23 protein-coding genes are annotated in these 25,363 nt (G+C 67.7%); 11 read left to right on the forward strand and 12 right to left on the reverse strand.

Features of this window, described 5'->3' with window-relative positions; translation table 11 throughout:
• Window positions 1-60 precede the first annotated feature (60 nt).
• Window positions 61-2,259 (reverse strand): sugar nucleotide-binding protein, encoded by a 2,199-nt coding sequence (locus tag ACLB1G_RS12915; RefSeq protein ID WP_491627615.1) that lies wholly within the window; start codon window positions 2,257-2,259, stop codon window positions 61-63.
• Between the two features lie 151 nt (window positions 2,260-2,410).
• Between ACLB1G_RS12915 and ACLB1G_RS12920 the strand changes: the two genes are divergently transcribed.
• Window positions 2,411-3,442 (forward strand): patatin-like phospholipase family protein, encoded by a 1,032-nt coding sequence (locus tag ACLB1G_RS12920; RefSeq protein WP_491627616.1) that lies wholly within the window; start codon window positions 2,411-2,413, stop codon window positions 3,440-3,442.
• Here the strand turns inward: ACLB1G_RS12920 and ACLB1G_RS12925 are convergent.
• Genes ACLB1G_RS12925 through folE form a run of 3 tightly spaced genes read right to left on the reverse strand, consistent with a single transcriptional unit; the run spans window position 3,439 to window position 4,738 of the window.
• Window positions 3,439-3,588 carry a DUF2256 domain-containing protein gene (locus ACLB1G_RS12925; protein ID WP_491627617.1) on the reverse strand — a complete coding sequence of 50 codons (150 nt, stop codon included), beginning with the start codon at window positions 3,586-3,588 and terminating at the stop codon, window positions 3,439-3,441. The genes ACLB1G_RS12920 and ACLB1G_RS12925 overlap by 4 nt on opposite strands.
• 3 nt (window positions 3,589-3,591) lie before the next feature.
• Window positions 3,592-4,017 (reverse strand): BLUF domain-containing protein, encoded by a 426-nt coding sequence (locus ACLB1G_RS12930; protein ID WP_491627618.1) that lies wholly within the window; start codon window positions 4,015-4,017, stop codon window positions 3,592-3,594.
• A gap of 13 nt (window positions 4,018-4,030) precedes the next feature.
• On the reverse strand, window positions 4,031-4,738 hold the full coding sequence (gene folE / locus ACLB1G_RS12935; RefSeq protein WP_491627619.1) for a GTP cyclohydrolase I: 708 nt from the start codon (window positions 4,736-4,738) through the stop codon (window positions 4,031-4,033).
• Between the two features lie 378 nt (window positions 4,739-5,116).
• Here folE and ACLB1G_RS12940 point away from each other — a divergent pair, with 378 nt between their 5' ends.
• On the forward strand, window positions 5,117-6,832 hold the full coding sequence (locus tag ACLB1G_RS12940) for a methyl-accepting chemotaxis protein (RefSeq protein ID WP_491627620.1): 1,716 nt from the start codon (window positions 5,117-5,119) through the stop codon (window positions 6,830-6,832).
• Between the two features lie 22 nt (window positions 6,833-6,854).
• On the opposite strand, the gene ACLB1G_RS12945 is transcribed toward ACLB1G_RS12940, so the two are convergent.
• The gene (locus tag ACLB1G_RS12945; RefSeq protein WP_491627621.1) at window positions 6,855-8,489 is read right to left on the reverse strand and encodes an ATP-binding domain-containing protein; all 1,635 of its coding nucleotides are present in this window, start codon (window positions 8,487-8,489) and stop codon (window positions 6,855-6,857) included.
• Window positions 8,490-8,627: 138 nt separating this feature from the next.
• On the opposite strand from ACLB1G_RS12945, the gene ACLB1G_RS12950 reads away from it, so the two are divergent.
• Both ACLB1G_RS12950 and ACLB1G_RS12955 read left to right on the forward strand, forming a co-directional pair.
• A complete protein-coding gene (locus ACLB1G_RS12950) occupies window positions 8,628-9,005 on the forward strand; it encodes a BON domain-containing protein (protein ID WP_491627622.1) in 378 nt (125 codons plus the stop codon).
• A gap of 22 nt (window positions 9,006-9,027) precedes the next feature.
• Complete coding sequence (locus ACLB1G_RS12955; protein ID WP_491627623.1) at window positions 9,028-9,549, forward strand: hypothetical protein; 522 nt, start codon at window positions 9,028-9,030, stop codon at window positions 9,547-9,549.
• An 8-nt stretch (window positions 9,550-9,557) separates the two neighbouring features.
• On the opposite strand, the gene ACLB1G_RS12960 is transcribed toward ACLB1G_RS12955, so the two are convergent.
• Together ACLB1G_RS12960 and ACLB1G_RS12965 are read right to left on the reverse strand one after the other, a co-directional pair.
• Complete coding sequence (locus tag ACLB1G_RS12960) at window positions 9,558-9,884, reverse strand: hypothetical protein (RefSeq protein WP_491627624.1); 327 nt, start codon at window positions 9,882-9,884, stop codon at window positions 9,558-9,560.
• 67 nt (window positions 9,885-9,951) lie between these two features.
• The gene (locus ACLB1G_RS12965; protein WP_491627625.1) at window positions 9,952-11,016 is read right to left on the reverse strand and encodes a glycoside hydrolase family 43 protein; all 1,065 of its coding nucleotides are present in this window, start codon (window positions 11,014-11,016) and stop codon (window positions 9,952-9,954) included.
• Between the two features lie 197 nt (window positions 11,017-11,213).
• On the opposite strand from ACLB1G_RS12965, the gene ACLB1G_RS12970 reads away from it, so the two are divergent.
• Window positions 11,214-12,386 carry a sensor histidine kinase gene (locus ACLB1G_RS12970; RefSeq protein WP_491627626.1) on the forward strand — a complete coding sequence of 391 codons (1,173 nt, stop codon included), beginning with the start codon at window positions 11,214-11,216 and terminating at the stop codon, window positions 12,384-12,386.
• A gap of 47 nt (window positions 12,387-12,433) precedes the next feature.
• Here the strand turns inward: ACLB1G_RS12970 and ACLB1G_RS12975 are convergent, their stop codons facing one another.
• Window positions 12,434-12,643, reverse strand: coding sequence for a cold-shock protein (locus ACLB1G_RS12975; protein WP_491627627.1), 210 nt, complete (start codon window positions 12,641-12,643; stop codon window positions 12,434-12,436).
• 431 nt (window positions 12,644-13,074) lie between these two features.
• On the opposite strand from ACLB1G_RS12975, the gene ACLB1G_RS12980 reads away from it, so the two are divergent.
• From ACLB1G_RS12980 to ACLB1G_RS13005, 6 genes are all read left to right on the forward strand, one after another.
• Window positions 13,075-14,478 carry a TldD/PmbA family protein gene (locus ACLB1G_RS12980; RefSeq protein ID WP_491627628.1) on the forward strand — a complete coding sequence of 468 codons (1,404 nt, stop codon included), beginning with the start codon at window positions 13,075-13,077 and terminating at the stop codon, window positions 14,476-14,478.
• 33 nt (window positions 14,479-14,511) lie between these two features.
• Window positions 14,512-15,978 carry a metalloprotease TldD gene (tldD, locus tag ACLB1G_RS12985; protein WP_491627629.1) on the forward strand — a complete coding sequence of 489 codons (1,467 nt, stop codon included), beginning with the start codon at window positions 14,512-14,514 and terminating at the stop codon, window positions 15,976-15,978.
• A gap of 2 nt (window positions 15,979-15,980) precedes the next feature.
• Window positions 15,981-16,955, forward strand: a complete 975-nt coding sequence (gene trxB / locus ACLB1G_RS12990) for a thioredoxin-disulfide reductase (protein WP_491627630.1) — start codon at window positions 15,981-15,983, stop codon at window positions 16,953-16,955.
• Between the two features lie 66 nt (window positions 16,956-17,021).
• Window positions 17,022-17,357: a thioredoxin gene (gene trxA, locus ACLB1G_RS12995; RefSeq protein WP_491627631.1), complete on the forward strand. Its 336-nt coding sequence runs from the start codon at window positions 17,022-17,024 to the stop codon at window positions 17,355-17,357.
• Window positions 17,354-18,220, forward strand: a complete 867-nt coding sequence (locus ACLB1G_RS13000; protein WP_491627632.1) for a hypothetical protein — start codon at window positions 17,354-17,356, stop codon at window positions 18,218-18,220. Before trxA ends, ACLB1G_RS13000 begins: the two co-directional genes overlap by 4 nt.
• A 60-nt stretch (window positions 18,221-18,280) precedes the next feature.
• Window positions 18,281-19,201, forward strand: coding sequence for a helix-turn-helix domain-containing protein (locus ACLB1G_RS13005; RefSeq protein WP_491627633.1), 921 nt, complete (start codon window positions 18,281-18,283; stop codon window positions 19,199-19,201).
• Between the two features lie 30 nt (window positions 19,202-19,231).
• Here ACLB1G_RS13005 and ACLB1G_RS13010 read toward each other — a convergent pair whose 3' ends face one another.
• Genes ACLB1G_RS13010 through ACLB1G_RS13025 form a run of 4 tightly spaced genes read right to left on the reverse strand, consistent with a single transcriptional unit; the run spans window position 19,232 to window position 25,240 of the window.
• Window positions 19,232-22,075, reverse strand: a complete 2,844-nt coding sequence (locus ACLB1G_RS13010; RefSeq protein ID WP_491627634.1) for a TonB-dependent receptor plug domain-containing protein — start codon at window positions 22,073-22,075, stop codon at window positions 19,232-19,234.
• Window positions 22,076-22,100: 25 nt separating this feature from the next.
• On the reverse strand, window positions 22,101-23,873 hold the full coding sequence (locus tag ACLB1G_RS13015) for an ABC transporter ATP-binding protein/permease (protein ID WP_491627635.1): 1,773 nt from the start codon (window positions 23,871-23,873) through the stop codon (window positions 22,101-22,103).
• 30 nt (window positions 23,874-23,903) lie between these two features.
• Window positions 23,904-24,902 (reverse strand): hypothetical protein, encoded by a 999-nt coding sequence (locus ACLB1G_RS13020; protein ID WP_491627636.1) that lies wholly within the window; start codon window positions 24,900-24,902, stop codon window positions 23,904-23,906.
• Window positions 24,899-25,240, reverse strand: coding sequence for a thioredoxin family protein (locus ACLB1G_RS13025; RefSeq protein ID WP_491627637.1), 342 nt, complete (start codon window positions 25,238-25,240; stop codon window positions 24,899-24,901). The genes ACLB1G_RS13020 and ACLB1G_RS13025 overlap by 4 nt, the downstream gene beginning before the upstream one ends.
• Window positions 25,241-25,363: the final 123 nt, after the last annotated feature.

A 25,363-nucleotide genomic window follows, 5' to 3' on the forward strand; every position in this document is an offset into this window, starting at 1 on the left:
GCCGCCAGGTCGCCGCAGCCGCGTCCGCTCTGGCCCGGGCCGGGCACAGGATACGAGTACCTAGTGAAAAGACGAGTGTACGAATTCCGGCAAGTCGTGGGCCAGGCCGGCGCTGTCCCGGTAGCGCGCCAGCGCATGCTCCAGCGATGGCAGCAGGGCGCCCCGCTCGCTGCCCAGGGCGCGCCGCACCAGTGCCGCCTGCGGCGTGTCCGGCACCAGCACGCCGTGGCCGTGGCCGGCCAGTTCGCAGTAGCGCCGTCCCAGTTCCAGCCAGCTGACGGCGTCGCCGTGGCTCAGGTGCCACAGGCCCCGTTCGCGGTCGATCAGCAAGTCCAGGCAGGCGTGCACCAGGTCCGGCAGGTAGGTGGGCGTCACCAGCTCGGGCGCCGCCGCCAGCGGTACGCCCTGCGCCAGCGCCTGGTGCAGGCGCGCCAGGAAATGGCCGCCGTCCCAGGGGCCGAACAGGGCGCTGGTGCGCACCACCAGCGCCTCCGGATGGATCAGCAGCACGCTGCGCTCGGCCTCGGCCTTGTGGCGGCCGCAGTCGTGTTGCGGTGACGGCGTGTCGCTTTCCAGATACGGGCCAGGTTTGGCGCCATCAAACACCAGGTCGGTGGAAAAGGTCAGCAGCGCGGCGCCGTGGCGGGCGCATGCGGCGGCCAGCACGGACGGGCCGACCGCGTTGTCACGCCGGCAGCGCGCCAGGTCGCGCTGGCCGCTGCGCACCTGGCCGTAGCCGGCCGCATTGATCACGGCCCAGGGCCGGTGCGCGGCCATGGCCTGCTGCACGGAGGCGTGGTCGGCGATGTCCATCTGGCCGCGCTCCAGCAGCCGGTAGGCCAGGTTGCGCTCGGCGCACAGGCGCGCGCAGGCCCGCCCCAGCGCGCCCGCTCCGATGATCAGGATGGGCGGCGGCGCCTCGCCGCGCGGCGGCGGCAGTACGGCGCTGGCGGCGCTGCTGGCCACCGGCGGGCACAGGAAACGTCCCGGACGGCGCCACCAGCCGGCCCCGCGCAGCACCGGGTGCGAGGGCGGGCGGCCGCCGGCCAGCTCGCGCAGCAGCCCGGCCACGGCGGTGGGACGCGGCGCCGGACCGCGCAGGTCGTAGGCGCCGCTCTCGTAGTAGCCGTCGGCGCGCGTGACCAGGCTGTTCCAGTCGTAGGCGCCCAGCAGCGACCAGGCCGTGACGGCGCGCACGTCGGCCCCGCGCGCGGCGGCTTCGTTGGCGCCGCGCCACAGTTCCGCCATCCAGCGCAGCTGGTCCTCGCGCGGCGCCGCCAGGTGCGCCTCGGTGATGGCCAGCGGCAGGCCGTAGCGTTCCCAGGCTTCCTCCAGCAGCGGCGCCACGCCGGGCGTGGGCGTGGCCAGCACGCGCGCCGCCTCGATATCGGCAAAACCTTCCGCACCCACCACATGGGGCGGATACAGTCCGGCGCGGTGATCCAGCCAGCGCTCGCTGGTGACGTAGTAATTGACGCCGATGATGTCCGGCTTGCAGGCGTGCTGGCGGAACCAGGCCAGTTCATAGGCGCCGGCGCCATGCTTGACCAGGTAGCCCCACAGCGGATGCGACCGGTCCACCATGCCGCACAGCAGGTCCCAGGCCAGCCAGCGCCGCTCGTTGTAGAAGGCCGCATAGCCGCTCATCTGGCTGGTGCCATAGCTCTTGCCCAGGTCGTCGGTCTGCACCAGGCGCGCAGCGGGATTGACCGCCCGTACCGCTTCCATGGACAGCACCACGGCGCGGCACTGGTTGAGCAGGGCGCGCACGAAGCTGCGGTCGTCGCGCCGGTGCGGATACCACACGCCATACAGGCCGCAGAAGCGGGCCGTGGTCAGCGGTTCGTTGACGGGCGTGTAGTCGCGCAGCCACGGATAGCGGCGCGCCACGGCGCCGGCGTAGGCCGCCAGCTGCGGTGCGAACGCGGGATCGAGCAGGCTGGTATGCGGCGGTCCGCTGCCGTGGTGGACCAGGCCGGCAATGGGTTCCACGCCCAGCTCGCGCAGGCGCGCCAGGCGCGCGTCCGGCCAGTCCCAATCGGCCAGCTGCGGGCCCTGCGGCGCCACCTGTTCCCACAGCACGGGGTAGCGCAGGGCGCGGATACCGAGCGCGGCGAAGCGCTCCAGGTCATCGGCACGGTGGGCGTGGCCGCTGCGTTCGAGCTGGTTGAAATAGCGGTCGCCGACGCGGTTGATGGTGCTCTCGACGCCGCCCCATAACTCGATGGAGCCGCGCCGTTCGGGCGGATGTAGGGTCATGGCGGGAGTGGAAGTCGGAGGGGATCCCAGTATGGCGTTGAATGCGGGCTGGCGGCGCACTCTTGACCATGTGCCGCGCGGAATTGGAAAAGCCCAAGAGCCCGATTTTGATAGTATTTTTGTCATCGACAAGCAGGCAGGGGGCATGGTCATGGCGGGTTCCAATAACATCAGCCTGGCGCTGCAGGGCGGCGGCACCTATGGCGCTTTCGGCTGGGGCGTGCTGGACCGCCTGCTGCAGGAGGAAACGCTGGCCATCACGGCCATCAGCGGGGCCAGCGCCGGCGCCATCAACGCGGTGGTGCTGGCGGACGGCTATGCCTTGGGCGGCGGCCGCGCCGGTGCGCGCGCCGCGCTCGGCAAATTCTGGCTGGGGCTGGGCCAAGTGTGCCTGCTCAGTCCCTTGCAGCCGTCGCCGGCCGATTACCTGGCGGGCCGCTACACCATGGAATATTCGCCCGGCTACCAGATGATGGAAATGGCGGCAGCCATGGCCGGACCGGTGTTCGAGATCCCGTTCACGCTCAATCCGCTGCGCAACTTCCTCAGCGCCATGGTCGATTTCGAGCGGGTGCGGGCTTGCGAGGAATTGCAGCTGTATATCGCCGCCACCCATGTGCGTAGCGGGACCGGCAAGCTGTTTATGCGGCGCGAGCTGGACGTGCAGCGTGTCATGGCCTCGTGCTGCCTGCCGACCGTGTTCGCGGCCGTCGAAGTCGAAGGCGAAACCTATTGGGATGGCAGTTACGTGGCCAATCCGCCACTGGCGCCGCTGGCGCGCGGCCCGCAGCCGCGCGATGTGCTGATCGTGCAGAACAACCCGGTGGCGCGCCGCGAGATCCCGCGCACCATGGCCGACATCGGCAACCGCTCGGACGAAATTGCCTTCAACGTCAGCTTCCTGCGCGAACTGGCTTCCATCCTGCACTGCGGTGCGGTGCAGGACGAGGAGCGCGGCGACGCCATGCGGCCGGGGCCGGCGCGGCTGCACCTGGTCAGCGCCCAGGCCGACCTGGCCGGTCTCAGCATCTCGTCCAAGATGAATGCGCAGCCCGCCTTTCTGATGCGTTTGCACGACCTGGGCGTGCAGGCCGCCGACCGCTGGCTGGCCGCCCACCAGCAGGATATCGGGCTGCGCTCATCCTTCGATCCACGCCCGTTGTTCCAGCGCGATCCCGGCTAGCTGGAAGCGCGCGGCCGGCTGCGCTTGCAGCGTTCCGAGCAATAACGGACCTGGTCCCAGTCGCGCGCCCACTTCTTGCGCCAGCTGAAGGGACGGCCGCAGTGCAGGCACAGCTTGTGCGGCAGGTGCGGCTTGGCGTGGGCCACGTCTCAGGCGCGGCCCAGCACGGCGGCCTGGGCCATGAGCTCGTCGATCAGGGCCAGCGAGCTGCTGCCCGGCAACTGGTAGGGGTCGAAGCCGGGCAGGGCCGAGTAGCGCAGCAGGGTGGCCGGGTTCAGCTTGTCGAGATTGGTTTGTCCCATGGTCCAGGCGGCGTAGCGCCGCTCGCTGGCCTCGGCGTAGTGCAGCAGGGTGACGCCGCTGTGGCGCGGGTCGGACAGGATGCGTTCGTAGAGCCGGTTCACCTGCTCGCGCCCGCCTTCGAGCAATTGCAGGAACAGTCTTTCGCTGTGGCACAGCACGCCGGTGATGCCGGCCTCCGGATTATGGCGGCGCGCCTGCTGCAGGATGGCGGCAATGGCGGCGCTGTCGATGCCGGCGGCGGCCCGGCTGGCATACAGTAACTGGACTAGCATGTAACCTCCGCGCTCAGCGCTTGATCAGGGACAGGAATTCGCGCCGCAGCGCCGGGTCCTTGAGGAAGGAGCCGTGCATGACGCTGTTGACCATCAGGGCGTCGGTGTCCTTGACCCCGCGCCAGTGCATGCAGAAATGTTCGGCCTCCATGATGACGGCCAGCCCGTCCGGCTGCATCTTTTCCTGCAGCAGCTCGGCCAGCTGCACCACCGCCTCCTCCTGGATCTGCGGCCGGTTCATGACCCAGGCCGCCAGGCGCGCATACTTGGACAGGCCGATCAGGTTGGAATGCTGGTTCGGCATCACCCCTATCCACACCTTGCCCATGATGGGGCACAGGTGGTGCGAGCAGGCGCTGCGCACCGTCACCGGACCGATGATCATCAGCTCATTGAGGTGGGACACATTGGGAAACTCGGTCACGGCCGGCGCGGGCGCATAGCGCCCGCCGAACACTTCCTGCAGATACATCTTGGCCACGCGGCGGGCCGTGCCTTGGGTGTTGTGGTCGCTTTCGGTATCGATCACCAGGCTTTCCAGCACCCCCTGCATGCGCTGGCTGACTTCCTCCAGCAGCTCGTCCAGTTCGCCCGGGGCGATGTGGGCGGCGATATTGTCATTGGCGTGGAAGCGGGTGCCGCTGGCCCGCAGCCGGGCCCGGATGCGGTCCGACACCGGGAGAGGCGGGCCGCTGTCGGCCGGGGCGGGGGCGTAATGCATGGGCGTCCTTTCTGTACTCTAAGTGTGCGCCAGGGGCACGGCAGTATCGTACTACTGATTGGTATTAAAAGCTACCAATGAGTAGTGATTTCCCGCGCGCCGTCGCCCGGTGCCCTGTTGCTGTGCGGGTACAGTTTGTATCGTGCAGCACATTTGGCTTGAACTTGCCGCCATTCTGGATCAAGATAGTTTTTGCCACAAAGGAATTTTTTACAGTTCCCGCTGGCACGGACGCCACGCCACGCGTCCGCGCACCCGCCTCATACCGCGGTGCCCCGTTTCCGCGCGCCCCTCCCCTGCCGCGCTAGTACCGGACCTGCCTGTTGCGCAGGCTGTTAATTTCATCTTCAAAGCGATAACAATATGAAGCTCTCTGATATGAAAGTCGGCTGGCGCCTGGCGCTCGGCTTCGGACTGGTGACCCTGCTGCTGGCGGCCGTGGCGGCGATCGCAATCCAGCGCATCCACGTCTTGAACGCGGTCATGGACCAGCTGCTCAACGACCGCGTGGCCAAGGTGATGCTGGCCAAGCAGATCCAGCTGGAAGTCAATGCCCAGGCGCGCTTCCTGCGCAACGCCATCATCGGCGCTGCCGATCCCGCCGAGGTCAGCAGTTCGCTCGACAAGATGGCCGCCTCGGCGCGCAAGAACGACGAACTGATGGCCCAGATCGACGCCAAGATCCGCTCCGAGAAGGGGCGCCAGCTGTACCAGGAAATGGTCACCGCGCGCAAGGCTTACGGCGAGGCGCGCACCGCCGCGGTCAAGCTGCTCACCGGCGGGGATGCGGCGGCGGCCGGCGCCTACGTGCTCAAGGAGGTGCGCCCGGTGCAGACCAAGTTCTTTGACGCGCTCGACGCGCTGGCCGAATTCCAGCTCGGCCTGATGCGCAGCGACAGCGCGGCCGCCCACGAGGATGGCGCGGCCGCCGTGACCATGACGCTGGGGCTGGCGCTGGCGGCCGGCGCTGCGGCGCTGGTCATCGCCTGGCTGATCGCCCGTTCCATCAGCCGTCCGGTGGCGCAGGCGGTGGGGCTGGCGCAGACCATCGCCAGCGGCGACCTGACCGCCGACATCGAGGTGCGCAGCAAGGATGAAGTCGGAATGTTGCTGCAAGCCCTCAAGGAAATGAACGCCAAGTTGCTGCATGTGGTCTCGCAGGTGCGCGAGGGCACGGACGAGATCGCCACCGCCACAGGCGAGGTGGCACGTGGCAACCTGGACCTGTCCGCGCGTACCGAGCAGCAGGCCGGCGCGCTGGAAGAAACCGCTTCCTCGATGGAAGAACTGACCTCCACCGTCAGGCACAATAGCGAGAACGCGCGCCAGGCGCGCCAGCTGGCCGACAGCGCCGCCGGGGTGGCGCGCCAGGGTGGCGAGGTGGTGGCCGAGGTGGTAGCCACCATGGGCACCATCAGCGAGTCGTCGTCGCGCATGTCCGACATTATCGGCGTGATCGACGGCATTGCGTTCCAGACCAACATCCTGGCCTTGAACGCGGCCGTGGAAGCGGCCCGCGCCGGCGAGCAGGGCCGGGGCTTTGCCGTGGTGGCCAGCGAGGTGCGCAGCCTGGCCCAGCGCAGCGCCGCCGCCGCCAAGGAAATCAAGGACTTGATCGACGACTCGACCGGCAAGGTCGCCAGCGGCAACCGTTTGGTGGCCCAGGCCGGCGACACCATACGCGAGGTGGTGGCCAGCGTGCAGCGCGTCACCGACATCATGGGGGAGATTGCCGAGGCCAGCCGCGAGCAGGAAACCGGCATCGAGCAGATCAACGAAGCCGTCGCCCAGATGGACACGGTCACGCAGCAGAATGCGGCGCTGGTCGAGGAAGCGGCGGCGGCCACCGCGTCGCTGAACGAGCGGGCCGACCAGCTCAGCGCGCTGGTGTCGGTGTTCAAGACCAGCGCGGGCGAGCAGCGCCGCGTGGCCGCCGTGCCGGCGCCGGCCGCCGCGCCGGTGGCGCCCGCCCGGCGTTCCGCGCCGGTCCGGCTGGCTGCGCCTGCCGTCAAGGCGGTTCCCCCCATGGCGCCGCGGCGCTCCCCCAAGCCGGTGGCCGTGGCCGCCGGCGGCGGTGATTGGGAGGAGTTCTAGGCGTACGGCCGGCGCTTGCGCCTCAGATACGTTCCAGCAGTTGCAGCTGGGCGCGCTCGCTGAGCACCATCACCAGCTTGAGGCGGGCGCGCGTCATGCCGACGAACAGCTTGCGCAGCACCAGCTGGTCGATGGCCTCGAAGTCGATTTCGGTGAAGATGATGGCCGGCGCCGACTGGCCCTTGAAGCGGTACACGGATTCGGCAAGCAGGCCGCCGTCGCGGTATTGCGGCACGCCGAACAGGTCGTATTCGCCGGTGAAGGACTTGAGCGAGTGCGCCTCGCCCAGCTGGTCCAGGTGCAGGATGACGGAATGCTCGCGGCCCCGGAAGGAAGCGATGGCGATGTCGTGGCGCGCATAGCCGGCCCCCAGGCATAGCGTGACGGCGCGCCGGGTCTGCGCCAGCATGGCCTCGGTGTCGCCGTGCGGATAGGTCAGCTCCTCGATGTCGGCGCCCCGGAACGGGCTGCCCGCCTCCACCGGCGTCTGCGCCGCGCCTATGCGCGACAGGATGCTGACGATCTGGCGCGGGCTGCGGTAGTTGGTGTCCGAATGCAGCGTCACCCAGCCCGGCAGCGGCACGCTGTCCCTGCCGTACAGGTTCTGGTTGGGGTCCTCCAGCCAGATGGCGCGGCCTTCCGGCTTGAGCATGCGCAGCAGGATGTCGCGCCAGGCCGGCGAAAAATCCTGGCCCTCGTCCACGATCAGCACGTCGTATAACCAGTCCGGCGGCAGCGGCGAGGCCGCCATGCGCGCCTCGATCTCTTCCCACACCCCGGGCGCGCCGTAGTGGGGAATGGCGCCGTTCTCGCGCGCCCAGGCGTCGCTCAGCATGTGGAAGCTGGCCACCCGGCCGCCGGGCGGCACAAGGCTCTCGATATGGTCGGCCAGCGGCCGGTTGTAGCACACGTACAGCGGCCTGAGGCCGGCCTCGATGGCGGCGCCGTACTCGGCCAGCGCCAGCTGGGTCTTGCCGCTGCCGGCCGTGCCCATCACGTGCAGGCGGAATGGCGCGAAGTCCAGGCGCCGCGCCCAGGTGGCCAGGCCGCCCGACAGGCGCTGCACCAGTCCGGCCGCGTTGCCTATCATGGAACTGGGATCGGGGCGCAGGCTCAGCATGTTGCCCAGGAAGCGCGTGACCTTTTCGAACTGTTCGTTTGGTTCCGGGCTGTCCACCGGCAGGATCTCGCGTATCGCTTGCGCCAGGCGGTGCTTGCCGTGGGCGTCGATGATGTGGTGCGGGTCGATGCCGGCCAGGCGCGGGTCCTTGACGATGTAGTCGGGGCAGTACAGCAGGTAGTCGATAGACAGTTCGCCGCCGAAGCGCGCCGCCAGCCCCCTGATGGAGCGCAGGATGTGGTTGGCCACCTTGACCGGCTTGCCCGCGTAATGGCGTATCAGGCCGTCCGGGGTTTCGTTGAGGAAGCCGGCTTTCTGCTCGATCAGCAGCACCCGGCCGCTGGGCGCGACGATGATGAAGTCGATCTCGTCGTACACCGAATAGCCATGTTCCACATTGGTCCAGTGCACCCCGTGATAGATGCGGTAGGGCTGGTCGGCCAGGGTGGACTTGAGGTAGTGCAGGGTCTCGATCTCGCGCGCGGCGGCGCCGGTGGCGGCCATTTCCTGCCAGCCGGTGGGATGTAAGTGGGCCATGGTTGGATGCGGTAGCCAAAACTTCATTGTAAGCGGACGCGCGGGCGCCGGTCGCGTCCTCCAGTACGCCATCGTACAGAAGCGCGTACATGCATGCGCCATGATGTGCTCCATCACCTAGCCAACCAAGGAGATCACATGCGCACCACAGCATTTGCAATGGCGCTGGCCCTGGCCTGGGCCGGCGCCGCCTCGGCCCAGACCGCCCCTGCCGGCCAGGCGCCCGACAATACCGCCGTCAACAGCCGCGACCAGCTGGGCAGCGGCGACATGGCGCAATCGCAATCGAACGCCAAGGCCGACGTGGAACTGCTGGCCGCCGTGCGACGCAGCGTGGTCAAGGACAAGTCACTGTCGACCACGGCCCACAACGTCAAGATCCTGGCCGCCAACGGCGTGGTCACCTTGCGCGGGCCCGTCAAGAGCGACGAGGAAAAGGCCAAGGTCGAAGCGCTGGCCAGGCAGGTCGCCGGCGTGACCTCCGTGCAGAACAACCTCGATGTCAAGACCAACTGAGACCAACCAAACAGGAGCCACCATGAGCACTGCCGTCTATTGCATCGCCCTCGACCATCCGCATGCGGAAACCATCGTCTCCAACCTCAAGGCCGCGGGCTTCGCGCCCAGCGACATTTCCGTGCTGTTCCCGGACCGTAACGGCACCCGCGACTTCGCGCACGAGCAGAACACCAAGCTGCCGGAAGGCGCCGCCGCCGGCGGCGTGGCAGGCATGGGCACCGGCGCCATCCTGGGCTGGCTGGCCGGCATCGGCACCCTGGCCATCCCCGGCGTGGGCCCGTTCATCGCGGCCGGCCCGATCCTGGCGGCGCTGGGCGGCGCGGCTGTCGGCGGCGCGGCCGGCGGCATCATCGGCGCCCTGGTGGGCATGGGCATCCCCGAGTACGAGGCCAAGCTGTATGACGGCAAGGTCCGCAGCGGGAATATCCTGATCTCGGTGCACACCGAGAACTCGGACCAGATCAAGGCCGCCAGGAAGATCTTCGAAGATGCCAAGGCCGACGATATCCGCTCGACCTCGGAAGCGACAGCGCCGCGCTGAGCGCCAGGCTAGCCGCTGTCCTGGCCGCCCTCGCGGCGCGCCTGCCTGGCGGCGGCCTGCGCGTGCCGGCGCGCCACCGCCTGCTGGTGCGCGTTCTGTTCCAGCTGGGCGATGCGCTGCTCCAGCAGCTTGACCACTTGTTCCGTTTCCGCGATTTCCTTCATCAGCTGCATGCGCAGCGCGGGATCACTGGTGTCCATCAGTTTCTTGTACAGCGCGGCGATGCGCTTGCGCAGCACGCCGATCTGGGCCATCAAGCCTTCGATCTGGGCGCGCGCGCCCTCGCTGCCGTGGGAGCGCATGGCGCCCCCGCTACCGCTGATGCCCGATACCATGCCGCTCTCCCCGTATGTATTTTCCTGTATGGTGTAAAGGACATGGGCGGCCGCATGGCCCGGGACATTAAGGACGGCAGTTGTCGCGCTCCGGCTGCGGCGATGGTCCCATCAGGTGGTCGCCATCCAGGTCCACGCGCTGGTTCAGCACTTCCAGCTTGCCGCCGGCGTCGCGCACCTCGTACAGCTTGCCGCGCGCATTCTTGAACGGCCGGTGTACCACCAGCATGCGCTTGCCGTCGAAGGTATCGAACAGCATGCCGTGCCCGGAGTCGCGCCGCAGCAGGGGCGGCAGCTGTTCCCACGGGCCGGCCAGCTTGCCGGAAGCCGAGCGCGCCACCGACTGCACATAGCCGTTCTGGTCATAGCTGGACCACAGCATCAGCAGGCTGCCATCCTTGGAAGGGTAGAGTTGCGGGCCATCGGTCACATAGACGTCGGCCTTGGCCGGGGTGCCGTCCGGCGCGGTGGGGCGCTGGCCCCTGGCCCAGGGAGCGCTGGAAGCATGGAACAGCACCAGCGGCGCACCTTCCGGTGTCAGGTCTTTCGATAGCGGCATGGCTTCGATGGTGCCGTCGGCGGTCTGTATCCACTCGTGGGCGTAGACGTACCAGGGCTTGCCATCGCGGTCCACGTGCAGGGTGCCGTCCAGGGTCATCATCTGCGCCGGGGCCACCGGTTCGCCGCCGTTGACCACGGTGAACGGGCCGGACGGGCGGTCGGACACCGCCATGACCGTGCCGCGCCGGTAGGCCGGCCAGCCGGAGGCCGAGGCTTCGTTGATCCTGGCGCTGTCGTTGTGCAGGGTGGTGAACAGGTAGTATTTGCCGCGCCAGGCGTGCACCTCCGGCGCCCAGGCGCCGTCCCTGGCCCAGCTGCCAGAGGGCAGGCTGAACACGACGGTGGGACGGGTCCAGTTCTTCAGGTCGCGGCTGGTGTAGGCCATGATGCCGACGCCGCACTGGCCGCTGACGGACGGCACGTTGGTGGTGTACAGGTAGTAGCTGTGGCTGGCCTGGTCGGCCACGATGTAGGGATCGTGCAGCGGCATGTCCGGCATCGTGAGCTGGGCGCAGGCGGGGAGGGCCAGGGAGAACAGCAGCGCGGCCATTCCAGGGTGGTGGTAAGTCATGTTGTTCCTCGGGGATAAGCGGTTGCTTATTGTAAGCCGGGCAATGACGGACAGCCTCAATGCCGCTGATGCGTGGCTTGGCCTGTCGGTTTGATGATGCATAACGGCGCGCGCGTAGCGCTGGCGCGTAGCAGTGCTATGATGCGGTGATTCTTTCCGGTAGGACTGTCGTGGCGCGGCACGGCCATGCCCCCATCATGACGCAGAAAAGGCTCGCCGATTTCATCCGCAGCAATCTCGCACCCATACTCCAGGCCTGGGAGGACTTTGCGCGCACGATCGAACCTCCCGCGCTGACGATGAATGACATGGCGCTGCGCGACCACGCCCGCCAGATGTTGCTGGAATTCGCGGCCGACCTGGAGCTGGCGCAATCGGACCATGAGCGCAAGGCCAAATCCCAGGGCGACGGCCAGCGCGGTGTGCAGGACAGCGCCGCCGAAACGCACGCCGAGGCGCGCCTGTTGTCGGGCTATACCGTGGTGCAGCTGGTGTCCGAATACCGGGCCTTGCGTTCCAGCGTGCTGTCACTGTGGGCCCAGGACGCCAATCCGATGCAGGCGACCGATCTGGGCGACATGACCCGTTTCAATGAAGCGATCGACCAGGCGCTGGGCGAATCGGTGGCGCGCTACGAAAAGCTGGTCAAGCAATCGCAGAATATGTTCCTGGCGATCCTGGGCCACGATTTGCGCAATCCGCTCGGCACCCTGGTCAGTGGCTCCAGCCTGATCCTGCACACCGGTGACCTCCCGCCCAAGTACCTGATGGTTGCCACCCGCATGCTCAGCAGCGCCAGGCGCATGAACGCGCTGGTCACGGACCTTATCGATTTTACCCGCACCCATCTGGGGCCAGGTATACCCATCCACGCCGGCCCCTGTGACCTGGTGGCCATCTGCCGCCAAGTGCTCGATGAGCTGCAGACCGGCCATCCCGGGCGGAGACTGTCCCTGGACGCCCCCACCCGGTTGGAGGCCTGGCTCGATGGGGCCCGCATGGCGCAGACCTTGTCCAACCTGATGGGCAACGCATTGCAATATGGCGATGTCGATGTCCCGGTCGTGGTCACGGTGGGCGCCGACGACGCGGCCATCACCATCACCGTCAACAATCGCGGCCCGTTGATACCGGCCGATCGGCTCGGCCGCATTTTCGATCCCTTTGTTCGGGCCCATGCCAGCGGTGCTGCCGACCCGATCGGACATACCAGCCTGGGCATAGGCCTGTACATTGCGCGCGAGATTGTGCATGCACACGGCGGGCGGCTGGACGCCACCTCCGTCCAGGACAGCGGCACCACGTTCACGGTCCTGCTGCCGCGCCAGCCGCCGGCGCCTGAGCTCGGGGTGCTGGCGCGCCGCACGTAAAAAACCCGCCATGCGGCGGGTGTTCTTACGGCCTCACACCCGCGGGCTCAGATCGGCGTGATGTTGCCAGCCTTGTCGCCTTTGGGGCCGCTCGAACGCACGAACGAGACGCGCTGGTTTTCGGACAGGCTCTTGAAGCCGTTCGACTGGATGTCCTGGAAGTGTGCGAACAGGTCGGCGCCACCTGCGTCGGGCGCGATGAAGCCGAAGCCCTTGGAGTCATTGAACCATTTTACGGTGCCGGTTTGAGTAGACATGATATTCATCCTTTACATTGCATGGGCAAGTCGCCCGGGATGCACTTGCGACCAAGAGGGATAAGGGAGGAAATCAAACGGGACCGCGCGAGGCGAGACAGGAGAGAGACCAACAATAACAGCGACTTGATGTAGTGCAGGACCCAACATACAGGACTTCTCCCGGATTACCTAGCGATTTCGGATTTAATTGCGCGGGCGGCGCAAGTTCCATTCTGCTGGGCAAGGTGGTTGCGCTGCCATCCGGCTCTTTGCTCCCGCCCCAGCTTGCACTGTCAGACAACAAGCCGGGTCCTGCCGAGCCAACCGGCATAGGGCAAGCACCTTATAGTTGCCGCATTGGTCAACCGGCCATCCCTGGCGTACCGGGCCCCGCGTCCGCCGCCCTGAACCGACAGATGTCCCAAACGGTGCTTACCAAAGGAAGTCACATGAGCCTGAGCGGAGCTACCCGCACCACTGCAACAGCGTCCATCGCGCAAGGCGATGGCTATCTTCTTCAAAGCGAGGGCGAACTTGCCCAGGCCGTGGCCTACGCCATCGAGCGCAGCGCCGCCGTGGGGGCCCGCGAGGCCATCGCCATGGTCAGCGAACAAGGCGGCATCACCGTCACGGTGGCCGGAGGCAAGGTCGAGACTGCCGTGCGCGAAGGCAATCAAAGCCTGCGCATCACCGTCTTTGCCGATGGCCGCACCGGCATGGCCTCGACCGAATCGCTCGGCCGCAGCGCCATCGACCGGGTGGTGGCGCAGGCCGCCGCCATGGCGCGCCAGCTGGAACCGGACCCGGAGGCCGGCCTGGCCGAGCGCGACACCCTGGCGTGGACCACGCCGGAGGTACCCCTGTTCGCGCCCGGCGGCCAGTCTGCCGGGGATCTGACCGAGGCCGCCCTGGCCATAGAGGCCGCCGCCCTGGCGACCACGTCCCGTGACCAGGTCCGGGTCTCGGAGGCGGGCGCCGCCAGCCAGGACATGCGCTTTGCGCTGGCCACCAGCCAGGGCTTTTGCCGCACCGGCAGCGGCTCGGTCCAGCAGCGCTGGTGCCACACCATCGCCCAGCGCGGCGAGGACATGCGCCAGGGTCACTGGTCGTCGGCGGACCGCCGCCTGGACGGCCTGCGCCCGCATGCCGAGGTGGGCCGCATGGCCGCCGAACAGGCGCTGGGCATGCTGGGCGCGCAAGGCCTGAGCACGCGCCGCGTGCCGGTGCTGGTCGATGCGCCGGTGGCTTCCAGCCTGGTGCGCGACCTGTGCGCGCAGCTGAGCGGCGCGGCGCAGTTCCAGCGCATGACCTTCCTGCCCGACGCGCTGGGCCAGACCCTGGCCGCCGCGCACCTGACGCTGGAAGAAGATCCGTTCGAGCCCTTCGGCCTGGCCAGCAGCACCTTCGACAGCGAAGGCGTGGCCGGCCGGCGCCGCGCCATCGTGCGCAACGGCGTGGTCGAGAGCCTGTTCCTGGATACGCGCATGGCGCGCAAGCTGGGGCAGGCCTCCACCGGCAACGCCGGCGGCATGCGCAACCTGACCCTGGCCAGCAGCGCCACCGAAGCGGGCGACGACCTGGCGGCCATGCTGCGCAAGCTGGGCACCGGCCTGTGGCTGACCCGCTTCATGGGCGGCGGCAGCAATCCGGCCACCGGCGTGTATTCGCGGGCGGCGGCCGGCTTCTGGGTCGAAAACGGCCTGGTGGTGGGGCCGGTCCAGGGCTTCACGGTGGCCGGCAACCTGCAGGACATGCTCAAGGCCATCGTCGCGGTGGGCGCCGACGTGCACCGCGAGGGCGCGATCCGGGTCGGCTCCATCCTGCTGCCCGACCTGCAGATTGCAGGGCGCTGATCTCCATCCATTTTGCAGAAAGAACCGCTTTCCATGCCTATCAACGCTTCCCATCGCCTGGCCCTGGCCCAGGACAGGCTGATCTTCGCCAACGACCTCGATCTCCACCAGCTGCAGGAGGGCTTGTCCGGCCTGTGGGCACGCGGCGCCGAGTACGGCGATCTGTATTTCGAATTGACGACCCGCGATGCCTGGTCGCTGGAACGCAGCAAGGTGGCGCGCGCCGCCTTCTCGATTTCGCAGGGCGTGGGCGCGCGCGCCGTGAACGGCGATAACACGGCGTTTGCCTATTCCAGCGACATCAGCCACAAGTCCATCACCGCCATCACGGCGGCGGCCCGCGCCATGCAGGCCCAGGGCCAGGATATGGCCGCGGCCGGACGCGGCGTGGCCATTGCCGGGGCGGCCCGCGATGCCCAAGCCTATCCAGCCATCGAGGCGGCCGGCGGCATGGACAGCGTCGAGAAGGTGGCGCTGCTGCAGCGGCTCGACCAGATGGCGCGCGCCGTCGATCCGCGCATCACCGAGGTTTCGGCCAAGCTGTCGGTGGAGGATGCCACCATGCTGGTGGCGGCCACCGACGGCACGCTGGCGGGCGATGTGCGCCCGCTGGTGCGGCTGGACATTTCGGTCATCGCGGAAAGCGCCAACAAACGGACCACCGGCGCGGCCGGCGGCGGCGGGCGCTGCGCGCTGAGTGAATTCAGCGCCGGGCGGCTGGAAAAAATGGTGCGCAAGGCCACCTCGATCGCGCTCACCAATCTGGCGGCCAAGCCCTCGCCGGCCGGCGAAATGACCGTGGTGCTGGGGCCTGGTTTCCCCGGCGTGCTGCTGCACGAGGCGGTGGGGCACGGGCTGGAGGGCGATTTCCACCGCAAGCGCGAGTCGGTCTTCAACGGCATGATAGGCCAGCAGGTGGCTGCGCGCGGCGTCAACGTGTTTGACGACGCCACGCTGGGCGATGCCCGCGGCTCGCTCAACGTCGATGATGAGGGCGTGCGCGGCCAGCGCACCCTGCTGATCGAGGACGGCCGCCTGGTCGGCCTGATGCAGGACAAGACCAGCGCCCGCCTGATGGGCTGCGGCGTGACCGGCAATGGCCGGCGCCAGTCCTACGCCGACCTGCCCATGCCGCGCATGACCAACACCTTCCTGGATAACGGCGCGTATGACCCGGCCGAAATCCTGGCCTCGGTCCGCCACGGCATCTATGCGGTGGAGTTCAGCGGCGGCACCGTCGATATCACCTCGGGCCAGTTCAATTTCTCGGCCGAGCAAGCCTTCCTGATCGAGAACGGCAAGGCGACCACGCCGATTGAAGGCGCCACGCTGATCGGCGTCGGCAACCAGACCCTCAAATCCATCTCCATGATCGGCAACGACCTGGCGCTTGATGGCGGGGTGGCGACATGCGGTAAAAACGGCCAGATGGTGCCGGTCGGCGTGGGCCAGCCGACGATCCGAATCGACAACGTCGTCGTCGGCGGAGCAGAGGGATGATCATGCAAGCAAAAACAGATGCAGCGGCGCCGCGCCACAGCAAACTCCTGATCATCGGTTCCGGGCCGGCAGGCTACACGGCGGCCATTTACGCCTCGCGCAGCGCGCTGGAACCGGTGCTGATCGAGGGCCTGCAGCCTGGCGGACAGCTGACCATCACCACCGAGGTGGAGAACTGGCCCGGCGACACCAGCGTGCAAGGCCCCGAACTGATGGCGCGCATGGGCGCCCATGCGCGCCACCTGGGCGCCGACATCATCAACGACTACATCGTCGAGGTGGACCTGTCGCGGCGGCCCTTCGTGGCCGTGGGCGACGGCGGCGCGCGCTACAGCGCCGACAGCCTGGTGATCGCCACCGGCGCCAATGCGCGCTGGCTGGGGCTGGACAGCGAACGGCGCTACCGGGGTCAGGGCGTGTCGGCCTGCGCCACCTGCGACGGCTTTTTCTTCCGCAACCGCGTGGTGGCGGTGGTGGGCGGCGGCAATACCGCCGTGGAGGATGCGCTGCACATGGCCAACTTCGCCAGCCACGTCTATCTGATCCATCGCCGCGACAGCCTGCGCGCCGACAAGACCAACCAGGCCCGCCTGCTGGCCAACGCCAGGATCACGCCGGTCTGGAACGCCGAAGTGGCCGAAGTCCTGGGCGACGGCAGCAAGGTCACGGGCCTGCGCCTGCGGCACCGCGAGGACGGCGCGACTTCGGAACTGGCGGTCGATGGCCTGTTCGTGGCGATCGGCCACGATCCGGCCACCAGCCTGTTCAAGGGCCAGCTGGCCATGGACGAGGATGGCTACCTGCTGGTGACGCCAGGCTCGACCGCCACCAGCGTGCCCGGCGTGTTTGCCGCGGGCGACGTGCAGGACCAGCATTTCCGCCAGGCCGTGGTCTCGGCCGGCATGGGCTGCATGGCGGCCCTGGAAGCGGAACGCTTTCTCATCGCCACCCAGGCCGGCGCCAGCCCGCCCGCTTGACGCATTTTTGACTCCTTCCCCGCCGCCCGCTGGACGGGCGGCTCCCACCCTACAAAGGATAACTCCATGTCCCTGCTCAAAGTCACCACCACCAGCAGTTTCGAGGACGACGTGCTGCGCTCGCCGGTCCCCGTGCTGATTGATTTCCACGCCGTCTGGTGCGGCCCATGCAAGGCGTCCGCGCCGGCGCTGGAAGATGCCGCGCGCGAGTTCGAGGGCGAGGTCGCCTTCGTCAAGGTCGATATCGACCAGGAGCCCCAGCTGGCCCAAGCCTACGGCGTGCAGAGCGTGCCGACCTTTATCCTGATCAAGCAAGGCCAGCCGGTGGAGCGCTTCATCGGCCTGGTTTCGCGCGGCAAGCTGGCGGCGGTGCTCGAACCCTATACCGGAGCTGGCCAGTGACCGCCTTCCACGCTTTTGGCAGCGCCGCCACCAAGGAGGACCTGAGGGCCGATCTGCGCAGCAAGGGGCCGGTCTATACCGCGTGGCTGACCGAGGCCGCGATCGAGGGCGACCTGACGCCGGTGTCGGACGACTATGGCTTGCATCCGGCCCTGGTGCGGCTGCTGCCGGCGCTGGGCGACTTTGGCCAGGATGACGCGGCGCTGGCGTTTTACGACGCGCTGCTGGCCGCCATCCCGGTCGGCGCCGGCACGGGCCAGCTGGCCCGCCGCGCCGTGCTGCTGGCCTGGACCGATCCGGTCCATGGCCGCGCCAAGCAGGTCCCGGCCGGCCCGGTGCGCGCGGCCTGTGAGGCCATCATCACCCTGGTGCGGCAATCGATGGACAGCACCGTCGAGAAGCCGGCCTGGCGCGCCGCGCGCACCGCGCTGACCCAGGCCCAGCGCGCCACCCCCGCGAACGAGGCGGTGGCCGATCTGATGCTGTCGCTGGCCTGGGACCTGGAACATTCGCCCGGCGCGGTGCAGGACGTCATGCGGGCCTGGAGCGCGCAGCTGTCCGCCGAGGCCGAGGCCGGCGACCAGGACCCGTTCACGGAGGCCGAGGCCGCGTTGTTCCAGTCTGCCATGGACCGCATCAATGGCGAAACCTTCGCCGCCCTCAACATGGTGGATGGCGATGGCGACCCGAGCTATGACGAATTCCTGGCAGAGGTCAACCGGCGCTGGGCGGCGGACCCTGCCGCCAGCGCCCTTAGGCAGCGGGCGCTGGCCCGGCAGGCGCGGGTCAGGGCCGCGCTGGCCCGCTGGCGCGCCGTGTTGCGGCAAGCCGTGCTGGATGACGCTGCCGTGCTGTTCCGGTAACATAACACGTTCAGGGGAGCGGCCCGGCCTTGGTCCGGGCCGGACAGGTAAGGTATGCCAGTGAAGTCTACGCTTATTGCCGCCATTTTCGATAACAGCTTTCGCGGCGCCCGCGAAGGCAATGGCTGGCGTGTCAGCAGTGTGAGCCGCGACATCGCCACCGTGCACCAGATCGCCACCGGCGCCTTCGCCAGCTCCATCGAGGGCGCCACCGGCGCCGATGGCAGGGGCTTTTGCACCCACATCATCTTGCTGCGTTCCGGTGAATTGAGTGTGGAACAGCACGGGCATCGGCGCCGGCTGCTGGCCGGCGACATCTTTATCGCCTGCGCCTGGCATCCGATGGCGCTGGCCGCCGCTGGCGATGTCGATATCCTGATCATCACCTTGCCGGGCTGGTGGGCGCTGCGGCGCTTCATGGACACCTTGCAGCTGCTGCCCGACCTCTACGTCAGCAAGGACTACTTTGCCGCCCCGGTCATCGCCGGCCTGGCCCAGCTGATCGCCGGCCTGCCCGATGATGCGCAGGTGCCGCAGGCCCTGACCATGATTTCCGACCTGCTGCGCACCGCGCTGGCCGCCGCCGTCAAGCCGGACACGCTGATGCCGCGCGCGCGCGGGCGCATGGGCGAAATCCTGTGGTTCATCGCCCGCAACATCGAGCAGACCGGCCTGTCGGCGCAGGACGCCGCGGCCAGCCTGAAATGCTCGGTGCGCACGATCTATAACACCTGCGCGGCCCATGGCACCAGTTTCAGCGCGGTGCTCATCGAAACCCGGCTGGTGACCGCGCAGTATCAGCTGCTGCGCAGCCAGCAGCGCATTTCCCAGATTGCCTACGACGTAGGCTTTGCCAGCCTGTCGCACTTCTCGCGCCTGTTCCGGGCGCGCTTCGGCATCACGGCCAAGGCCATGCGCGCCCAACACCAAGGCGATACCGAAGTCCCCGCGCCGCGACAGGCGAACCGCCCCACGCAGTGAGGGCGGCCCCCGCTTGCGGCGCCCGCCCGATCAGAAGTGCTTGCGCAGCGACAGCGTGAAGCGTCGCGCGCGCGGATCGACATACGATGCCGGGCCCACCGCGTAGGCGACCCCGCTGGCGATGGCCGAACCCTGGTTGTTGAACACGTTGTTCACGCCCAGGTTGATTTGGGTTTCGCCCAGGAGGTCGCGCCGACTGCCGAAGTCATAGCGCACGTAGAGGTCGTGGTACAGCTGGCTGGCCACTTTGCTGGCGCCCTGCCACCGCTCCCAGGCCAGGCAGTCGGCGGCCGACTGGGTGGACTGGCAAATCCGGTAGCTGTCGTAATACTGGGTGTTCCAGCCGGCGCTCCAGTTATCGTTCGGGCTCCATTCGATGCCGAGGTTGCCGCGCCACTGCAGTGGCCCATCGGAGAAGCCGGCGCGATCGATTTCCGCATCCGTCGCCAGCACGCGGCGGCTCAGCGCTTGCGTATAGGTGGCGGCGGCATGGAAGCGCCACTGTCCGAAGCGCTCGCTGCCGGCCGTGTAGTCGGCCTGGAGGTCGTAGGCCCGCAGGCGTGTGCTTGCCAGGTTGAGCGAGGAGGCGTCGAGCTGCGTGATGGGACCCGGCTGTCCGTTGGTCCCTGGCGCACGCACCACGCGCCCGGGGAGCGCGTCTTCATGTTCGATGATATAGCTCAGCGGCAGGGTGCTGACCTCATTGGACTTGCGGATATCGGTGTGGTCCACGGAAATCCGCAGGCCCGGCACCAGGCGCGGGGTCAGGATCAGGCCCCAGGAAGCGCTGCGCGAGGTTTCCGGCGCCAGCGACGGGCTGCCGCCGGCCAGGACGGTCAGCGGCCCGGCCGGCGGCGCGTTGCCCAGTTTCGGATCGCGCAGACCCAGCAGGGAGATCAGGAACGACGGGTACACGTTCGGCGCCGAACTGCGGATTTGCCCCAGGTCGGGCGGCAGGAAGCCGGTGCCGCGGCTGCCGCGCACGGCGATATCGCGCGTGGGCGCATAGCGGAATCCCAGCGTGCTATTGGTCGAGCCGAAGCTGTTGACCGAGGGCGCTTCGGGCGGGAACGGCCCGCTGGCGCTATCGACCGGAAGCTGAGAACCCGAAAAGTCGGTCCGGTAAGCATCATGGCGGACCGAGGCCATCAGTTCCAGCGCGTGCACGTAAGGCACGTTATTGCCGGGCGAAGTCAACGGCGCGCGCAGTTCCAGATATTGTGCATCCACCTTGCGATGGGCCTCGGGCGTCCAGGTGTACCGGCTCGCGCCCCGGATGTCAGTGACATTGATCGAGTTGTCGCTGGTTTCCCGCCGTTGTTCCAGCGAGGCCGTGGCGGTCAGACTGCCGCCGGGCAGCTTCATGAGCGGGCCGCTCAGGCGCAAGGACAGGCTCTTGAGCGTACTGCCGATTTCACCGCCTTGCTGGTAGTACGAAAGCAGCGAGTTCGGGTCGCTGAGCGGCGCGGCGACGATGTCGCGCATGACCGCGCCCTGCAGGATCGCGTCGGCGGCGTCCGAGGCGCTGCCAAGGACCGTGCTGTTGGTGCTGGAGGTGACGCTGCGCAGCCACCCGTATTCCAGCACCGCGCTCCATTGCCCCGGCAGGCGCGCAATCGCCCCGGCGTGGACGCGGGTATTCTTGACCACCTGTTGCTGCACCAGGCCATTGGGCACGGTGAGGTAGGACAGCACATCCTGAGCGAAGGGATTGACGTCCGCGCCGGCCGGCACATACTGCAGGGTCTGCGTCGGCATGGTCAGCGAGGTTTTGGACGTATCGTACGCGTAGTCCAGATAGGCTTCGATATCCTTGCTGAACTCGCGGCGCGGGTTGAAGCTGAAGGTGGTGGTTTCAGGCGCCGACCAGATGGGCAGCGCAGTGTTGTTGAACTGGAGCTGGCCGGCGTTGGCGGCCAGCGCCGCGCCGCCATCGCTGGCCGCGCCGGGGTACTGGCGCGGCACGCTGGTGAGCGGCGAGCGCAGCACAGCGCCACTCTTGAGCTGCAAGGGGTCGGTCGCGCAGGTGTAGCCGTCCACGGTGGCGCACAGGTTGGCGCCGCCCATCAGGATGCTGGGATCGGTCGGGTCGTTGCGCATCTGCAGTTGCCGGCCCCTGCTGTCGTAACTGCGCCGGTTCGATTGCAGCACTCCGGCATCGGCATGCGAGGCCGAAAACAGGACCCGCGTGCGTCCATCTTCCAGCGAGAAGCCGCCGCTGACGCCGACGCGGTCTTGTCCCACCGCGCCATCGGAGGTATTGCCATAGCTGGCATCGACGTCGATGCCGGCGTAATCGCGCTTCAGGATGATGTTGATCACCCCGCCGGTCGCGCCGCCGCCATAGATGCCGCTTGCCGTGGCGGGCAGGATTTCGATGCGTTCGATCTGCGACACCGAAATGCCGTTGAGGCTGGCCTGCTGGAACGAGTCGCCGGTCGAAATCGAGGGCAGGCGGCGGCCGTCCACCAGTATCAGCGTCTGATTGGCGCCCAGGCCGCGCAGGTCGATGCGGCCGGAGGGCTGGGTTTGCGGCCCCAGCTGCGAGGTCGAGGTCTGCTGCGCATTCATCGGCAGATAGGCCTGCAGGAAGCTTTCGATGGTTTGCGCGCCGCTTTGGGCTATCTGTTCCGCATCAAACACCACATACGGCTGGATGTCATCCCGGCTGCGGCGGATGTCCATGTCCAGTGTGCTCTTGCCGTGCACCAGAATCTGGGGAATGGCGGCCGCGCCGGCGCCGCTGTCGGCATTGGCCCGGGCCGCGCCGGCCTGATCCTGCGCCTGCGTGATACTGCACAACGACATCCCCATGGCCAGGTTGCTCAAGCCCATCAGTGCGCGGAAACGTGCACCTGTAATGTCCAACTTCATCTGCGATCCCTCTTCATGACAAAAGTTAACTGAGTGGCGAGAGGCTGGCCCTGCCCTTCTCCAGTTTGAGAAGCTGTTGGTGGAATGGCGCCACGCTTTCGCGGTGGGCCACCGAGATCAGCGCCGCCTGGGGCAGGCGCTCGACGATGGTTTGGTAAACCTTCGTTTCTGACTGGGCATCGAGGGCGCTGGTACCTTCGTCGATGAACAGGAAGTCGGGTTGGCTCAAAATCGCCCTGGCCGCCGCGATCCGCTGTTGCTCACCAGGGGACAGGATGCGGCTCCACGGCTGGTAGCTGTGCAAGTCGGGCAACAGGCGCTCCAGGCCCAGCGCGGTCAGCAGGCTGATGTATTGCTGATCCTGGAAGTAGTCGGGTGCGTGCGGATAGGCCATCAAGCTGGCGATTGTGCCGTTAGGCATGTAATTACGCTGGGGCAGGAAGGCGATGGCGGCGTCGGCAGGCAGTTCCACCGCGCCCGAACCGTAGGGCCACAGCCCGGCGATGCTGCGCAACAGCGTGCTTTTTCCGGCGCCGGAGCTGCCTTGCACCAGGATGCGGGCGCCCGGCTCGATGGCCAGCCCGGGCAGCGCCACCATCGGCGCGCCGTTCGGGAACGCGATGTTGAGGTCGCGGGCGGCTATGCGTGGCGCCGGGCTGGCGCTGATCACGATGGCGCTGTCCACGGGCTGCGCCAGCGCTTCGTCGAGCAGGCGCAAACGGGCGATGGAGGAGCGCCAGGTGGCCAGCTCGGCATATTGCGTCACCAGGGCGCCGATGCCGTTATAGACCTGGCTGAACGAGGCGGACACGATCTGGATGTCGCCGATCTGCATACGCCCGTCGAGCACGAACGGGATGCACAGCAGGTAGGGCAGCAACATCAGCAGGATGTCGGGCAGTCCGGTGGCGATGGCGATGCGCATGTTGGCCACGGTGTAGGTGCGCCAGTTCTGGACGATCAGCGCGAAGGTGTCGGCCAGGCGGCGGCGCTCGAGGGCGGCCGCGCGCACGAAGGCGATCGATTCGCCGTTTTCCCGGACCGCGTGCATTTCGGAACGGAACTGCGCTTCCAGCCGTTGCCGCACCACCTCGGCGCGTGTCAGCAGTGCGCCTACCCAGTGCACCAGCACCGTCATCGCCACCGCAAAGCCGAAGGCGAGATAGACCAGCAGGCCGGGGACCGGCTGGGTCATGCCGATGGCGGGCACGGTCACCGGGGGCGACAGGCGCCACAGTTGCGACGTGTAAAGCAGCACGCCGAACAGCGAGGCCAGGACCGACACGCCGATCTGGGTCAGCTTGTCGACAAACTGGAAGATATCTTCCTGAATACGCTGCTCGGGATAGTCGATCCGTGCGCGCCGCTCCAGGTGGAAGAAACGGTGGTCCTGCATCCAGCGGTCCAGCAGGGTGGTGGTCAACACGCGGCGCATGCGCATGCGCAGGGACAGGCGCGACCAGGTACCGATGGCGGCCAGCACCGTGGTCACCACGCCGAACAGCAGGATATTGGCGACGATGCCCGGCACGACCGCGGCATTGCGGGCGGCCAGCGCGTTGACGATGTCCGCGAACGCCAGCTGCATCTTGAGGAAGAAGGACATCGCCAGCCCGCTGTGCGCGAACTGGTAGGCGATCAGTAGCGAGCCCAGCAGCGGATCGGCCTTGACGTATTGCGTGACCAGGGCCGCGCCATAGCGCAGGTCGGCCCGCAGCGACTTGCTCCCGCTTTCCTGCGGCATTTCGGTCTTGACCGCCTCTGCCGCTGCGGGGTCCGACATGACAACGTTAGTCATGCTGAGTTTCCTGGTAAGAGTAAAGCGCCATCATGCCGCGCTTGTTGGCAGCTGGCCGGCGGCCTCGATGAGGCTGCGCAGCATGGCCATTTGCTGGCCCAGCACCCGATCGGATTCCGGCCGGGCTTGCTTTTCTGCGGCACGGACGCGGGCCTGCATGTCCGGGTGCGTAAACGTCAGCACCGCCTGCCGCGATTGCGGATCGCGCTCCAGCAGCGTTTCGATGGGCAACTGCGACAGCTCGGGATCGCGCTGGGCGCGCGTCACTTGCGCCAGGCCGGCCAGCGCCTGTGGCAGGAGCGCGCGGTCTTCGCTGCTCAGGTAAGGGGCCGCCAGCAACTGGCGCATTTCCTTCACGAAGAGCTGGAAGATGGACGCGAATTCCAGGGCCAGCCCGCGCGCCGGCCAGGCCAGCGATTCGACCAGCTCGGACCAGCCGTAGTCCCAGGCGGCGCCATGCTCCTCCGAGGCCCGCAGCGCCGCGGCGCGCACGCCGCGCCATTCCTTGGGCGCCACCTGTGCGCCATCCAGCTCACGGGCCCACAAGCCGAGTATCTGCTCGGCGCAGGCGCGCACGGGGGGGGACAGGTGGGCCGCCGTGGGGAAATCGGGCGCCAGCACGCTGGCCAGGAAGCGCTGCATGAAGCGCGGCACCAGGTCGCCCAGATCGGCGCCCACGGGAATGGCTTCCAGCCACCCGATGGCAAACGCCAGGATGGTCTCGCCGCCCTTCAAGGCCAACCCCAGGGGGGCGGTCGCATCCTCGCTGAACTCGACGCCGGAATAGACCAGGCCTTCGCACAAGGCCGCCAGTTCGATCGGCAGGCCGGTGCGCTCGATGAACTGCTCTGGGGCCTGGGTTTCAGCCAGGGCGCCCGCCATCGAGACCATCCCGCCATCCGTGCGCCACTTCAGATAGGGCAGGGGGAAGACCCGTCGTTGCGCCCATTTGGCGCGCACCCGGTCCAACATCTCCGCCTTGCGTGCCGGATCGCCCTGGAAGGCGCAGTACGGTGCGGCGGCGCTCATGCTTCACCGTCCTGATCGAGGAAGGCGTCGATTTCGCTGGCCAGGCGCGTGCGGCTGCGGTCGTGCAGCGTGGCCACGGCGTCGCCATGCCTGGTCAATATCATGTAAGGGATGCCGCGCACATTGAATCGATCCGCCAGTTCCGGGCACTCGTCGATATTGACCTTCGCAATCTTCAAACTGCCTTCGTACATGGGCGCCAGCGCCTGCAGGGTGGGCATGAGCGCCATGCAGGGGCCGCACCACGGGGCCCAGAAGTCGATCAGGACGGGAACCTCGCTGTGGGCCACTTCGGCCTCAAAGTTCGCATCGTTGACGGTTGTAATTTGCGCGGTCATATCGGTAGTCCTTGCGGTGATGGAGTGCTGAGGGATAGCCCCCGGGCGGCTGGCCGCCCCGGGCTATCAAGCGTATATGCAGTGTGACAAGCATATGACCTGGGTGTCCCGACGATGGCTCGA

This window comes from Duganella kummerowiae (assembly GCF_053572355.1).

Coding starts and splice junctions, on each gene's coding strand:
- ACLB1G_RS12915 (WP_491627615.1), bottom strand. CDS start 2,259: ATGACCCTACATCCGCCCGAACGGCGCGGCTCCATCGAGTTATGGGGC.
- ACLB1G_RS12920 (WP_491627616.1), top strand. CDS start 2,411: ATGGCGGGTTCCAATAACATCAGCCTGGCGCTGCAGGGCGGCGGCACC.
- ACLB1G_RS12930 (WP_491627618.1), bottom strand. CDS start 4,017: ATGCTAGTCCAGTTACTGTATGCCAGCCGGGCCGCCGCCGGCATCGAC.
- folE (WP_491627619.1), bottom strand. CDS start 4,738: ATGCATTACGCCCCCGCCCCGGCCGACAGCGGCCCGCCTCTCCCGGTG.
- ACLB1G_RS12940 (WP_491627620.1), top strand. CDS start 5,117: ATGAAAGTCGGCTGGCGCCTGGCGCTCGGCTTCGGACTGGTGACCCTG.
- ACLB1G_RS12945 (WP_491627621.1), bottom strand. CDS start 8,489: ATGGCCCACTTACATCCCACCGGCTGGCAGGAAATGGCCGCCACCGGC.
- ACLB1G_RS12950 (WP_491627622.1), top strand. CDS start 8,628: ATGCGCACCACAGCATTTGCAATGGCGCTGGCCCTGGCCTGGGCCGGC.
- ACLB1G_RS12955 (WP_491627623.1), top strand. CDS start 9,028: ATGAGCACTGCCGTCTATTGCATCGCCCTCGACCATCCGCATGCGGAA.
- ACLB1G_RS12960 (WP_491627624.1), bottom strand. CDS start 9,884: ATGGTATCGGGCATCAGCGGTAGCGGGGGCGCCATGCGCTCCCACGGC.
- ACLB1G_RS12965 (WP_491627625.1), bottom strand. CDS start 11,016: ATGACTTACCACCACCCTGGAATGGCCGCGCTGCTGTTCTCCCTGGCC.
- ACLB1G_RS12970 (WP_491627626.1), top strand. CDS start 11,214: ATGACGCAGAAAAGGCTCGCCGATTTCATCCGCAGCAATCTCGCACCC.
- ACLB1G_RS12975 (WP_491627627.1), bottom strand. CDS start 12,643: ATGTCTACTCAAACCGGCACCGTAAAATGGTTCAATGACTCCAAGGGC.
- ACLB1G_RS12980 (WP_491627628.1), top strand. CDS start 13,075: ATGAGCCTGAGCGGAGCTACCCGCACCACTGCAACAGCGTCCATCGCG.
- tldD (WP_491627629.1), top strand. CDS start 14,512: ATGCCTATCAACGCTTCCCATCGCCTGGCCCTGGCCCAGGACAGGCTG.
- trxB (WP_491627630.1), top strand. CDS start 15,981: ATGCAAGCAAAAACAGATGCAGCGGCGCCGCGCCACAGCAAACTCCTG.
- trxA (WP_491627631.1), top strand. CDS start 17,022: ATGTCCCTGCTCAAAGTCACCACCACCAGCAGTTTCGAGGACGACGTG.
- ACLB1G_RS13010 (WP_491627634.1), bottom strand. CDS start 22,075: ATGAAGTTGGACATTACAGGTGCACGTTTCCGCGCACTGATGGGCTTG.
- ACLB1G_RS13015 (WP_491627635.1), bottom strand. CDS start 23,873: ATGACTAACGTTGTCATGTCGGACCCCGCAGCGGCAGAGGCGGTCAAG.
- ACLB1G_RS13020 (WP_491627636.1), bottom strand. CDS start 24,902: ATGAGCGCCGCCGCACCGTACTGCGCCTTCCAGGGCGATCCGGCACGC.
- ACLB1G_RS13025 (WP_491627637.1), bottom strand. CDS start 25,240: ATGACCGCGCAAATTACAACCGTCAACGATGCGAACTTTGAGGCCGAA.